The 13,151-nt window shown below is 64.8% G+C and carries 11 protein-coding genes; 9 read left to right on the forward strand and 2 right to left on the reverse strand.

Features of this window, described 5'->3' with window-relative positions; genetic code table 11:
* Positions 1 to 30 precede the first annotated feature (30 nt).
* The gene (locus tag KUW17_RS13655) at positions 31 to 2,253 is read left to right on the forward strand and encodes a type I secretion system permease/ATPase (RefSeq protein WP_261397206.1); all 2,223 of its coding nucleotides are present in this window, start codon (positions 31 to 33) and stop codon (positions 2,251 to 2,253) included.
* Positions 2,250 to 3,428, forward strand: a complete 1,179-nt coding sequence (locus tag KUW17_RS13660; RefSeq protein ID WP_222480027.1) for an HlyD family type I secretion periplasmic adaptor subunit — start codon at positions 2,250 to 2,252, stop codon at positions 3,426 to 3,428. The genes KUW17_RS13655 and KUW17_RS13660 overlap by 4 nt, the downstream gene beginning before the upstream one ends.
* A 62-nt stretch (positions 3,429 to 3,490) precedes the next feature.
* Here the strand turns inward: KUW17_RS13660 and KUW17_RS13665 are convergent, their stop codons facing one another.
* Positions 3,491 to 4,204: a trypsin-like serine peptidase gene (locus KUW17_RS13665; RefSeq protein WP_222480029.1), complete on the reverse strand. Its 714-nt coding sequence runs from the start codon at positions 4,202 to 4,204 to the stop codon at positions 3,491 to 3,493.
* A gap of 580 nt (positions 4,205 to 4,784) precedes the next feature.
* Here KUW17_RS13665 and KUW17_RS13670 point away from each other — a divergent pair.
* The 7 genes from KUW17_RS13670 to KUW17_RS13700 all read left to right on the forward strand — a co-directional run bounded on the left by KUW17_RS13670 (position 4,785) and on the right by KUW17_RS13700 (position 12,482).
* Positions 4,785 to 7,136 (forward strand): methyl-accepting chemotaxis protein, encoded by a 2,352-nt coding sequence (locus KUW17_RS13670; RefSeq protein ID WP_222480031.1) that lies wholly within the window; start codon positions 4,785 to 4,787, stop codon positions 7,134 to 7,136.
* A 167-nt stretch (positions 7,137 to 7,303) separates the two neighbouring features.
* Positions 7,304 to 8,245 carry a CheB methylesterase domain-containing protein gene (locus tag KUW17_RS13675; protein ID WP_222480512.1) on the forward strand — a complete coding sequence of 314 codons (942 nt, stop codon included), beginning with the start codon at positions 7,304 to 7,306 and terminating at the stop codon, positions 8,243 to 8,245.
* Between the two features lie 25 nt (positions 8,246 to 8,270).
* Positions 8,271 to 8,834 (forward strand): chemotaxis protein CheD, encoded by a 564-nt coding sequence (locus KUW17_RS13680; RefSeq protein ID WP_222480032.1) that lies wholly within the window; start codon positions 8,271 to 8,273, stop codon positions 8,832 to 8,834.
* Between the two features lie 105 nt (positions 8,835 to 8,939).
* A complete protein-coding gene (gene modA, locus KUW17_RS13685; protein ID WP_222480034.1) occupies positions 8,940 to 9,743 on the forward strand; it encodes a molybdate ABC transporter substrate-binding protein in 804 nt (267 codons plus the stop codon).
* The gene (modB, locus tag KUW17_RS13690; protein WP_222480036.1) at positions 9,740 to 10,444 is read left to right on the forward strand and encodes a molybdate ABC transporter permease subunit; all 705 of its coding nucleotides are present in this window, start codon (positions 9,740 to 9,742) and stop codon (positions 10,442 to 10,444) included. Before modA ends, modB begins: the two co-directional genes overlap by 4 nt.
* On the forward strand, positions 10,444 to 11,526 hold the full coding sequence (modC, locus tag KUW17_RS13695) for a molybdenum ABC transporter ATP-binding protein (protein ID WP_222480038.1): 1,083 nt from the start codon (positions 10,444 to 10,446) through the stop codon (positions 11,524 to 11,526). The genes modB and modC overlap by 1 nt, the downstream gene beginning before the upstream one ends.
* 125 nt (positions 11,527 to 11,651) lie before the next feature.
* Positions 11,652 to 12,482 (forward strand): bifunctional allantoicase/(S)-ureidoglycine aminohydrolase, encoded by an 831-nt coding sequence (locus tag KUW17_RS13700; RefSeq protein ID WP_222480040.1) that lies wholly within the window; start codon positions 11,652 to 11,654, stop codon positions 12,480 to 12,482.
* Positions 12,483 to 12,548: 66 nt separating this feature from the next.
* Here KUW17_RS13700 and KUW17_RS13705 read toward each other — a convergent pair whose 3' ends face one another.
* A complete protein-coding gene (locus KUW17_RS13705; protein WP_222480042.1) occupies positions 12,549 to 12,917 on the reverse strand; it encodes a winged helix-turn-helix transcriptional regulator in 369 nt (122 codons plus the stop codon).
* Between the last annotated feature and the right edge of the window lie 234 nt (positions 12,918 to 13,151).

Below are 13,151 nucleotides of genomic sequence, written 5' to 3' on the forward strand. Positions count from 1 at the left end.
TCCGGTCCGCAGGCCGCCCCGCAAGGTTTGATGCAGCCTGCCAACACCCCAGCCCCGGCGCCCGGCCCCAACACCCGGCTGAAACCAAAGACAGACAACCGCCCCAAGCCGCAGGATACGCAGCCCGAGGTTGGCTCCCTTCTGGAAGGGGCGGCCGCACGCATCCAGCACCGGGCCAGCCTGATCGCCACCCTGGCCGCCCTGAAGGGCAGCGAGGTGCCGGTCAGCGACGTGGCCGCCTTTTTGTGGAAAGAAACGCCAGGCGATCTGTCCCTGCACACACTGGCCAAGGCGGTGCAGTCCGCCGGGCTGCAGCCCAAGATCCTGGAAAAGCAGCATCTTGCCCCCGCGCTCTGGCCTGCGCTGGCGATCATGTCCGGCGGCCAGTGCGTGCTGGTGCTGAGCCAGGCCGATGATGCGCTGACGATCTATGACACCTCCTGCCCGGACAACCGCACCGAGGTGCCGCTGGACGAGTTCAGCCCCTATTTCACCGGCACCGTGCTGTCGGCCCGCCCCTCGCTCAAGCAAATGGCGGCCAAGCACACGCCGCAGATTGACCCCGGCCACTGGTTCTGGAGCGAGTTCCCGAAGTACCGCCGCCAAGTGGGCGAGATCATGCTGGGCTCATTGGTGGCGAACATACTGGCGGTCTCCGTCGCGCTGTTTTCCCTCCAGGTTTACGACCGGGTCGTGCCGCACCAGTCGCACGCTACATTGTGGGTGCTTGCCGTTGGCGCTTTCCTCGCGATTGCGCTGGAAGCAATGCTGAAGCTTGCCCGCGCCCGCCTGACCGACGCAGCCGGACGCCAGATTGAGCTTTCGGTGCAGCACAATCTGATGCGCCGCCTGATCGGGATGCGCTCTGACAAGAAGCCGCTGCCGCCCTCCGGCCTATTTGCCGCGATGCGTGATTTCGGCTCTGTGCGGGAATTTTTCACCTCCTCCACCATATCCACGCTGGCGGATATCCCCTTTATCGCTGTGTTCCTGCTGCTGGTCGCCTCCATCGCCGGGCCGGTTGTCTGGGTGATCATCGCGGGCGGCGTCCTGATGCTGCTGCCTGCCTATTTCATGCAGAAGAAGATGATCGCCTATACCCGGCAAACGCAGGGCGCAAACGCCAAGGCGGGGCGGCTGCTGCATGAGGTGGTGACGGAACTAGACACCGTGAAGACCCAGCGCGGCGAGGAGCGGGTGCTGCGGCTGTGGGATGAGCTAAACACGCTGTCGTCGCATTCCGCGACAGAGCAGCGCAAGCTGTCCAGCGCCCTCACCTACTGGTCGCAAGGGGTGCAGCAGGCCACCTATATCACCGCTGTGGTGCTGGGCACGCTGTTGGTGTTTGCCGGCGAGTTCACCGTCGGCACCATCATCGCTACTGGCATCCTGACCAGCCGCACGCTGGCGCCGCTGACACAGTTTGCCGCAACCCTGGCACGCTGGAGCAACGTCAAGGCGGCGCTGGAGGGGCTGGACGCCATTGCCCAGGCGCCGCAGGAGAAAGAGAAAGAACGCACCTACCTGCGCCGCCAGAAGATCGAGGGCCGGTTCGAGCTGCGCGAGATCCTGTTCCGATATGAGGATGACGCGGCCCCGACGCTGGACGTGCAGGCGGTGGCGGTCACGCCGGGCCAGCGGGTTGCAGTGCTCGGCGTCAACGGCTCCGGCAAGTCCACGCTGCTCAAGCTCCTGTCCGGCCTCTATGCCCCCGACCGGGGCCGCATCCTGCTGGACGGCACCGACATGGCACAGATCGACCCGCGCGACCTGCGCGCAAACATCGGCTACCTCAGCCAGGACGTGCGGCTGTTTGCCGGCACCCTGCGCGACAACCTGAACCTCAACCAGCTGGAGCGCGACGACGATCGGCTGATGGAGGCGCTGGAGTTTGCAGGTCTCGGCGCCCATGTACGCAGCCACCACAAGGGTCTGGACCTGGAGATCAGCGACGGCGGCCATGGCCTCTCGATCGGGCAGCGGCAGTCGATCGGCTGGGCCCGGCTGTGGCTGCAGAACCCCTCTGTCGTGCTGCTGGATGAACCCACCGCGGCGCTGGACCAGACGCTGGAACGCACCCTGGTCAGCCGCCTGGAGAGCTGGCTGGAGGGCCGCACCGCGGTAATCGCCACCCACCGGATGCCGATCCTGTCGCTGACCAATCGCACCCTGATCCTGCAGTCGGGCCGGATGGTGGTGGACGGCCCGCGCGACCAGGTTCTGGCCCATCTGGCCGCAGGAGAGGGCAAATGAGCATGGCGCTGCACGATCCCTACGGCGATGCGCAGACGCCGCGCAGCGCCAGCCGTATCATCTATCTGGCGCTGGCCGCGTTGCTCACCTTCCTGATCTGGGCCGCCTTTGCCTCCATCGACGAGATTGTGCGCGGCGAGGGCCAGGTGGTCTCCTCCTCGCGCGCGCAGATCGTGCAGAATCTGGAGGGCGGCATCCTGGCGGAGCTGCATGTGCGCCAGGGCGACATCGTGACTGCGGGCCAGGTGCTGGCCAAGCTGCAAGACACCAAGTTCCGCACCGCTGCCGATGAGCTGCAAAACCAGATCGACGCGCTGGAGATCAGGCGCCACCGGCTGGAGGCGCAGATGAAGGGCGCCTTTGAATTTGCCGTTCCGGAGATGCTGGCGCAGCGCTCCCCCGGCATTCTGGCCTCGGAACGGGGCCTTCTGACCGCGCGCCAGACCGATTTCAGCAGCCGCCGCGACAGCGCCCGGCAGATCCTGGACCAGCTGAACGCCGAACTGGCCAATATGGAGCGCCTCTACAAGCAAAAGATCGTGGCGCTGATCGAGGTGAACAAGGCGCGCAAGGCGGCCACCGATGCCCGCGCCAAATACAACGAAATCGGCACCCAGGCGGAACTGGAACAGGCTGAGGAATACGCCCAGACCCTGCGAGAAATCACCACCCTGCGGCAGGAGCAGCGACTGGCGGTGGACCAGCTGAACCGCACGATCATCACCTCCCCTATGGCGGGGATCGTGAACAGCCTGGCGGTGACCACCATCGGCGGCGTTATCCGCCCCGGCGAGGAGATTCTGGAAATCATCCCGCTGGGCGAAGAACTATTTGTCGAGGCGCGGGTGAAACCCGAGGACATTGCCAGCGTGCAGCCCGGCCAGGACGCCACCATCAAGCTGTCGGCCTATGACTACACCATCTACGGCTCGCTGCGCGGCAAGGTGGATTTTGTTTCTGCAGATACGTTCGAGGACGAGCGCAACCCGCGCGCCGAACCCTATTACCGGGTGACAGTGCGGGTCGACAAATCGGGCTTCACCGAGCGCCAGCAATCGATCGAGATCCGCCCCGGCATGCGGGCCGCGGCTGAGCTGCAGACCGGCGCCAAGACCGTGCTGCAGTACCTGCTGAAACCGCTCTACAAATCCCGCGAGGCGCTGCGCGAGCCCTGAAGCGGAAACGGCCTGCGCCTTGCGGAAGCAGGCCTAAACAGCTCTGCGGATGCTTCCAACTGTCAGCCTGCCCGCTGCACCAGGTCCCGCAGCGTCGCGTCCAGCGCTGTTCCGATCGACACCTTGCGGTGGCCAACTGCTGCCTTTGCCGACATCACCGAAACCAGGCGCGGCGGCTGCCCTGGCCGCATTTCCAGCACAGGCGAGCCGGAAGCGCCGAAGTCCACCAGGCAGGACATCACAAGTGTCCGGCTTTTGCGCGCGAGCACGCTGCAGGAGCGCTCCAGGCTGACACGCGTGGCGTGGTGCTGGGTGTAGGACACGACCCCCAGGGTATCGCCGCGCGCTGCGCCGACCGAGGTCGCCAGCGGCCGGACCCGGCTGGCGCTGATGGGCCGGTCCAGCTTCAGCACCGCAAGATCGCTGCCGACCTGGTGCGTGCCTGCCGGGCGGTAGCGGTACTGCGGATGCATCACCGCCCTGGAGACCTGCCGCAGCGCCGCGGCCCGGCGCCCGGACAACCCCGCTTCGAACCAGATCGACGCGGGATCAACCCGCCTGCCGGTCTTGGGATCGAACAGGCAATGCGCCGCAGTGAGCACCAGGTCCGGCGCGATAAGAGCGCCTGTGCACATGTTCTTGTTGGCGATGTTCAACCGCCCGACGGCCTGCCACCACTCCACCGGCTTGGCGCCCGGTCGCGCATTATCCGCAGCAGCGGCCCCCGGCATGCCCAGGGACAGGCATGCCGCTATCGCAGCAATAAGAAGTCTCATAATCCACTCCAGCTTCCCACAGAGGCATCGTCAGTCAGGTGTGCGGCTGGAATGTGGCCCAATGTTGCCAGGCCAGATCGGATTCATGGACAGAATGCGGCAGTGTTAACAATTCCCTAACCCCCCGGTTATTGATGCCTAACCATGGCAAAAAACACCACCGCCTGGCCAGAAAAAGTAAACAGACCGTAAATACTTTTTCCAAACGCAGAACAATAAAAGGAAATTTTGAAACCGCTCCGGGCACTGCCCGGCGGCGGCCGCCGCCGAGAAGACCGATTCGAAAGCAGGAAACTCTCAAATGGTTAACGCCGCCTGCCCGCAGCAATGCGGCCCCGGCCCGCTGGAAGCCGGCCGATGGCACTCCTGCGCGCCATGTTCGTTAACACCGCTGCTTCAGAGCAAGGGGGGAGGCCAGCTGAAATCTCGCCACAGGCGCCCCGCGAAAAATACCGTAATGAAAAATTTTTACGTTCAGGCGCAGTTTGTTAACGGATCAACAAACAATCTGGGGCTGTATCTAGATCAGTCCAAGATTCCCTCGGCGTGAAACTCTGAGGCGTGTTCCGGAGGTTTGAATATGAAGATGTTCCGTTCCCTGAAACTTGCGCACAAGCTGCCATTGCTTGTCGTGGGCAGTGTCCTCACACTCACCGTCGTGCTAATCGCCTTCAGCAGCACCTATTTCCGGCGCAGCGTGATTCATGATGCCGAGCTGGTGCTGCAGTCCCTGGTGCGGGACCGCGAGGCGGCTCTGCATGCCTACCTGGAATCCATTGAAGCTGCGGTGCTTACAGTCGCCTCTGTTCCTTCCACTGCCAAGGCGATGAAGGATATGGCGGTGACCTGGAGCAGCCGCGGGGGCAACGGGCAGGAGAATGTCGGCAACCTGTCGATGTTCGCTTCCGCAGCTTCCCCCTACGATATTCATTTCGAGCGCAACCATCCGGCCTTCGAAAAAATGATGGAGAGGCTGGGCTACTACGACATTTTCCTGATCAGCCCGGACGGCGACGTAATCTTTTCGGTTACCAAGGAAGCCGACTATGCCACCAATCTGACATCCGGCCCCTACCAGGACACTGGCCTGGCCCAGGCTTTCCGGCTGGCGGCTGAGGGTGAGAAGGAACAAGTCTATTTCTCCGACATCGCCCCCTATGCGCCCAGTGCGGATGCGCCTGCGGCCTTTGCCGCGACCCGCATCCGGGACAGCGGCGGACGCTACATTGGCGTTTTTGCGATGCAGGCTGCAATTGACGAGATCGCTGCGATCACCTCCGCTTCTGGAGGTGATCTTAAAACGCTCAACGTCTACCTGACCGGCCCCGACTACAAGGCGCGGACCGCATCACGTCTGGAAGGCGGGCACGGCCTGCTCGAACAGCTGGAGCCGCTGCCCCATATTAGGGACGCGATTGCGGCCTCTGCCGCTTCCACGGACACGGGCACCAGCGAAACAACGGCCTTTCACCCGTCGGTGACAAAGGCTGACGGGCAGACCGTGGCCGCAATTGCCGGGCCTGTCGCGTTCCGTAACCTGCAATGGGCGCTGGCGGCGGAGATCGACCGGGCTGAGATCCTGGCACCTGCGGCAGCGCAGCGGCAGATCATGATCCTGATCTCGCTTGCCTGTGCGGCGCTCGTGTCCCTGGCCGGCTGGCTGTTCGCGCGGTCGGTGACCAAACCGATCGACCGGATCTGCGCCGACATGGAGGCGGTGTCCTCCGGCGAGCTGGACATTGAGGTCGCAGCAGCCGGGCGCGGCGACGAAATCGGCAAGATCGGCAAGACGCTGGTCTCCATGCAGGACGACCTGAAGCTGGCCCGCGCCGCCGAGGAGGAGCGCGCCGAGATGCAGCGCCAGCAGCAGCAGGTGGTCGAAAGCTTGAGCAGCGGCCTGGTGCAGCTCGCCGGCGGCGATTTCTCGCAGCCGATCACCTCTGCCTTCCCGGCGGAATACGAGCAGCTGCGGCAGAATTTCAACAGCACCGTCAGCAACCTCAGCGCCACCGTGCAGCAGGTGATCGAGGCCTCCGGCAGCATCCGCAACGGCGCCGCCGAGATCAGCCAGGCCTCCGACGACCTGTCGCACCGCACCGAAAGCCAGGCGGCGACGCTGGAGCAGACCGCGGCGGCGCTGGACGAGCTGACGGCCTCGGTGAAATCCGCCGCCGACGGAGCCCGCAGCGTCGAGGCGACCATGGCCGAGGCCCGCACCGAGGCGGAGAACAACCGCGAAGTGGTGCAGAGCGCGGTCTCGGCGATGACCGAGATCGAGCAGTCCTCGAACCACATCAGCCAGATCATCTCGGTGATCGACGACATCGCCTTCCAGACCAACCTGCTGGCGCTCAATGCGGGCGTCGAGGCGGCGCGGGCGGGCGAGGCCGGCAAGGGCTTTGCGGTGGTGGCCAGCGAAGTGCGCGCCCTGGCGCAGCGCTCCTCGGATGCGGCGATGGAGATCAAGACGCTGATTTCCGACAGCTCCAAGCAGGTGGAGCGCGGCGTCGACCTGGTCGGCAAGGCCGGCGAGGCGCTGCAGAGCATCGTTGAGCAGGTGACCCATATCTCGCAGCTGGTCTCCGGCATTGCCGAAGGCGCCGCGGAGCAGTCCACCGGCCTCAACGAGATCAACACCGGCGTCACCCAGCTGGACCAGGTCACCCAGCAGAACGCGGCGATGGTGGAAGAGGCCACCGCGGCGGGCCACATGCTGAACACCGATGCCGCCAAGCTGGCCGAGCTGGTGGCGCATTTCCGGGTCTCCGGCGGGACCCTGACGGCCCGCCCGGCGGCGGCCGCCAAGCCTGCCCCCGCCGCCAGGCCCGCGCCCTCGGCGCACGGCGAGGACGATTGGCAGATCGAGGCCAGCCCGGCCCCCGCCGCCGCCGCGAACGGCAACGCCGCCCGCGATCTCTGGCAGGATTTCTGAACATTCACCGGAGGCGCCGCGGCGAAATCTGCGGCGCCTTCAGACTATGGCAACCTGTGCCTGCAATTCTTATCGGCACTGCAATTTGACTGGGGAACCCATTGTCTTCGCAAAACTTATTGATCATTACGACGGACCGTACCTTTGCCCGCACGCTGCAGGGCTACATGGAATCCGCCTATCCCGGCATGAAAGTGCTTTTGGCCAACAACCTGATGATGGCCTACAACCAGGCAGAGGCTGCGCAGCCGGTCTTTGCCTTTGTGGAAGACGGGTTCACCAAGCTGCCCGAATTTGAAATGATGATGGCGCTGTTTTCCGCCATGGATACCCGCTGGGTCTCCGTGATGGATACCCAGGGCGCCACGCCGGCCCGCAAGTCCTCGCCGCTGCTGGATGTCGGCGCGGGTATCTTCGAGCTGACAAAGTCCGATCACCCCAGCCAGTTCGCCCAGTACTTCGACATGATGATCAATGCGCCGCGCCGCAGCCCCCGGGCCGCGGCAAGCGCATCGCCCACCCGCCCGGCCGCTGCCGCCGGCAGCAAGAAACTGATTCTGATCGGCTCCTCGACCGGCGGGGTGGAAGCGCTGCGCAGCGTGCTGGTCGGCTTCCCCTTCGACTGCCCGCCAACCCTGATCGTGCAGCACACCGGCAAGAACTTCGGCACCGGCCTGGTGTCGCTGCTGGACCGCATCTGCCCGGCCCGTGTGCGTGCCGCCGAAGACGGCATCGCCTTGGAGCCCGGGCACGTCTACATCGCTGCCGGCCAGCGCCGCCACATGGGGCTGAGCAGCCGCAAGCCGTTGCGCCTGCGGATGAAGGAAGGGCCGGATATTTCCGGCCACACGCCTTCTGTTGACGCTCTGTTCACCTCTGCCGTGCCACATGGGAAGAACATTGTTGCCAGCATCCTGACCGGAATGGGCCAGGACGGTGCCCGGGGGCTTCTGGAACTGCGCAAGGCCGGTGCCATGACCTTTGCCCAGGATGAGAAATCCTCGGTTGTCTACGGCATGCCCCGGGTTGCTTGGGAAATCGGCGCCGCCCAGCAGCAAGTGTCCCTGGCCCGCATGGCCAGCACTCTACTCCAGGCCAGCAAGGCCTGACCGAACCGCAGGAAGGACCCTGACTTTGACTACTGTTTTCGCCAATTCGAAATCCGTGACGGTTCTGCAAGGGGAATACCGGGTAACCACGGATCCGAAGACCATGTTCTCCACGGTTCTTGGCTCCTGCATCGCGGCCTGCATTTACGATCCGGAAAATGGTGTAGGCGGGATGAATCATTTCCTGCTGGCCAACGCCCGCGAGGGCGGCGCAGCCAATGCCCGTTACGGCATCCACGCGATGGAGCTGCTGATCAACGGGATTCTCAAGAAGGGCGCCATCCGCTCCAACCTGAGGGCCAAGGTGTTCGGCGGCGCCAAGATGTCGGCTAACCTGTCGGATATCGGGGCAGCCAATGCCGATTTTGTCCAGCGGTTCCTGCGGGATGAGGGCATCCCCTGCATTTCCTCCAGCGTTGGCGGCACTTCGGCGCGGCGGGTCCGCTTCCACCCCTGCTCCGGCGCGGCGCAGCAGACCCACGTCCAAGGCGACCGAAGGCTCGGCGAGCTGGAGCAGCGCGCCGCTGCACGCCCGGCACCCGCCCCGGCACCGGCGGCCGCAAGCGCAGGCGTCGTCGATCTGTTCTGACCTGCCGGCGCCTGTGGCGCCGCGTCCGGTCCGGCACGCCGCTGAGGGCGCCGTAAGAAATACCGTTTGCCCGCACCGGCCGGCAGGGGTAGTCCCTTAGGGGACATGAGCGCAAACTTGGCTTCACTCTTGAATTCATTGGCTTCGCCGGTTTTCTGGCGGAGCCTTGCTGCGGCCGGGGCCCTGACTCTGGGCCTGGCCGGTCAGACCCAGGCCGGAATAATCGTGTTTGCCGCCGCCAGCACCAAGACCGCGCTGGATAAGGCTTCCGCATCCTACGAAGCGCGCACCGGCCGGGACGTCACGCTCTCCTATGCAGGCTCCCCCGCACTGGCCCGCCAGATCCAGCTTGGCGCCCCGGCAGACCTGTTCATCTCGGCCAATCCCGGCTGGATGGATGTGCTGCAGGAGGAGGGCCTGATCGATGAAGCCTCGCGCCTGGACCTGCTGGTTAACCGCCTGGTGCTGATTGCCCATGGCAGCGGGGTGCCTCTGCTGGATCTGGAAACCGCCGATCTGGCCGGGCTGCTGGGCGAGAGCCGCCTCGCCATGGCGCTAGTGGATGCGGTGCCTGCGGGCATCTATGGCAAGGCCGCATTGACGGCGCTGGGACAGTGGCCGGCAGTCGCACCGAAAGTGGCCCAGACCGCCAATGTGCGCGCGGCCCTGGCGCTGGTCGCTTCCGGCGAGGCGCCGATGGGGGTGGTTTACGCCACCGATGCCCGGGCAAACACTGGCGTCACGGTGGTTGCAGTCTTCCCGGCCTCCAGCCATCCGCCGGTGATCTATCCTGCTGCCGCGGTGTCCGGCGGCAAAACTGCTGAAGCCGCCGCGTTTCTGGAGTATCTGCACAGCCCGGTTGCACAAGAGATTTTCCTGCGCCACGGGTTTGGAGTGCCGGATCCGTGAGCGCCGAGGCAGCATGGCTGGGACCCGAGGAATGGCAGGCGGTGATGCTGTCGCTGCGGGTCTCAATCTGGGCCACCCTGGCGGCGCTGCCGCTGGCGGTTTTTGTGGCCTATGCGCTGGCCCGCTGGCAGTTTCCCGGCAAGCAGATCGTCAACAGCCTGGTGCACCTGCCGCTCATTCTGCCGCCGGTGGTGACCGGCTACCTGCTGCTGATGCTGTTCGGCACCAAGGGACCGGTCGGCGGCGCGTTGCAGCAGATCGGCATCGTCTTTGCCTTCCGCTGGACCGGCGCGGCGCTGGCCGCGGCCGTCATGGCCTTTCCGCTGATGGTGCGGGCGATCCGCCTGTCGGTGGAGGCCGTGGACCCCAAGCTTGAGCAGGCCGCCGCCACCCTCGGCGCGTCGCGCCTGATGTGTTTTGCCACCATCACCCTGCCGATGATCCTGCCCGGGCTGATTGCCGGCGTGGTCCTGGGCTTTGCCAAGGCGATGGGTGAGTTTGGCGCCACCATCACCTTTGTCTCCAGCATTCCCGGGCAGACCCAGACGCTTCCTTCCGCGATCTACACGTTCCTGCAGGTGCCGGGCGGCGAGACCGCGGCGCTGCGGCTGACGCTTGTATCAATTGCAATCGCCCTGACCGCGCTGCTGCTGTCGGAATTGCTGGCGCGCCGGGCCGCTGACCGGGCCGGGGGGCGCTGATGCTGACCGTGTCGCTGCAACATGCGCTGCCGGGGTTCGGACTGGACGTGCAGTTCGAGGCGCCGCCGGGCGTTACCGTGCTGTTCGGCCGCTCCGGCACCGGCAAGACGACGGTGATCCAGGTGGTGGCCGGATTGCTCCGGCCGGATCAGGGCCGGGTGGCGCTGGAGGGCGAGGTGCTGTGCGACACCAGCCGCGGGCAATGGCTGCCGCCGCACAAGCGCCGCATGGGCTATGTCTTTCAGGAGGGGCGGCTGTTCCCGCATCTGACAGTACGGCAGAACCTGGCATTCGGGCAATGGTTCGCGCCGCGGGCTGCCAAGCGCGAAAGCTTGGAGCGGGTGGTGGAACTCCTGGGCATCGGCCCGCTGCTGCATCGGCGTCCCGGACACTTGTCTGGCGGCGAGAAGCAGCGGGTCGCCATTGGCCGGGCGCTGCTGTCCGCGCCGCGGATGATCCTGGCGGATGAACCGCTGTCGGCCCTGGATGAGGCCCGCAAGGCAGAGATCCTGCCCTATTTCGAGCGGCTGAGGGACGAGATCGGCATTCCGATGCTTTATGTGAGCCATTCCGCCGCCGAAGTTGCCCGGCTGGCAACCACCGTGGTTGTGCTGCAGGACGGCAGGGTGCAGCGGCAGGGCACCGCGGCAGAGGTTCTGGGCGATCCCGCGGTGATGCCCGCAGGCGTCCGCGCGGCAGGCGCCTTGCTGCAGGCGCGGGTTGCCCGGCATCACAGCGACGGGCTGACAGAGCTGGATGCCGGCGGCGTGCCCTTGTTCCTGCCGCAGATCGCCAAGGCACCCGGCAGCGTGGTCCGGGTACGGATTTCGGCGCATGAGGTGATCCTGTCGCGCCACCGCCCCGAAGGGCTGTCGGCGCTCAACATCCTGCCGGGCACGGTGGAGCACCTCCGCACCGGCGGCGGCCCGGGCGCCATGGTCTCGCTGACCACGCCCGCGGGCCGGGTGCTGGCCCGTGTCACCCGCCGGTCGGCGCAGGCGCTGGGGCTGGAAACCGGGGCGGAGTGCTTTGCCATTGTCAAAACTGTCTCCATCGCGCCAGAGGATATCGGCGGCGGCTAGGACCGGCAGCCGTGTCTTCAAAAATTCCGAAACAATCCTTCAAGCATTCTTGATACGGAAATAAGTTCGGTTGCGCGGGGCAGGCGGGTATCAATGGGGCAGCACTTCAGCAGGAAAGGCAGCCGATGACAAAACGATCCTATTACGCGCCGGAAGGCGGGCTGCCGCCGCAGACCCAGCTGCTGACCGACCGCGCCATGTTCACCGAGGCCTATGCGGTGATCCCCAAGGGCACCATGAGCGACATTGTGGCCAGCCTCCTGCCGTTCTGGGACAAGGCGCGTTTCTGGGTGCTGTCGCGGCCCCTGTCCGGCTTTGCCGAGACCTTTTCGCAGTATATCGCCGAGGTGCAGCCCGGCGGCGGCAGCGACCGTCCGGAAACCGAGCCGGGCACCGAGGCAGTGCTGTTCGTGGTCCAAGGGTCCATGACGCTGACAATCGACGGAACCGTGCATGAGATGGAGGAGGGCGGCTATGCCTTCCTGCCGCCGCAGGCCAGCTGGAACCTGCGCAACAACAGCGACGCGCCGGTCCGCTTCCACTGGATCCGCAAAGCCTATCAGCCGGTTGCAGGGCTGGATGCGCCGGAGGCCTTTGTCACCAGCGACAAACACGTCGATCCGACCCCGATGCCGGAAACCGAGGGCAAATGGGCAACCACACGGTTCGTGGACCCCAATGACCTGCGCCACGACATGCATGTGACCATCGTCACTTTCGAGCCCGGCGCGGTTATCCCCTTTGCCGAGACCCATGTGATGGAGCACGGGCTTTATGTGCTGGAGGGTAAGGCGGTCTACCGGCTGAATCAGGACTGGGTCGAGGTCGAGGCCGGCGATTACATGTGGCTGCGCGCCTTCTGCCCGCAGGCCTGCTATGCGGGCGGCCCGGGCAAGTTCCGCTATCTGCTCTACAAGGACGTGAACCGCCACATGCCGCTGGCACCGCTGCGCTGAGGGGGAGGGGAACACCCGCCCGTTCTAGCATCAGGCTGTTTCGGTTAAGGCCGGCTGACCCTCAGGTCAGCTGGCCTGTTCATTGTTCTGAAGCACCCACCATTCATGCATTGCATGGAACATGTCTGTCAGGGCCAGCGCCTTGGCGGTTGCCGTGTATTCCACCCTCGGCGGCACCTCGGGAAAGATCTCCCGGCTGACAAGGCCGTCTTTCTCCAGCGCCCTCAGCTGGCTGGTGAGCATGGTCTGGGTGATGCCTTCAACCTCTCGCTTCAGCTCGCCAAACCGTTTGGTTCCCTGAAAAATCAGCACCTGAAGAATGATCAGCTTCCACTTGCCGCCAATGAGCTGAGCAATCTCCGGCATCGGGCAGCGCTTGCCAAATGTCTTGCCAGCTTGCGTGGGCGGGAATTTTTTCGGCGGTTCGGCGTTCATCGCAAATCCTCCTTGGTACGGAAATCATACTAACTCCGTTTCACGAAGTTTCGAAAAAAAACAGAGTATTGGTTCCCAAACAGCTGGAATGAACATTGACTGCAGCCAGGCGAAGGCCAGCCAATAGTATCGTTTTCCTGACTAAGTGCGAAATTTCTGCCTACTTTTCAACTAATTAGCATTCACTATCCTCCTAAGGGACACAGCGGGGCTGCCCGGCACCAGCTGCCGCAC

The sequence above is a fragment of the Leisingera aquaemixtae genome (genome assembly GCF_019801145.1).
GTDB lineage: Bacteria > Pseudomonadota > Alphaproteobacteria > Rhodobacterales > Rhodobacteraceae > Leisingera > Leisingera aquaemixtae_A.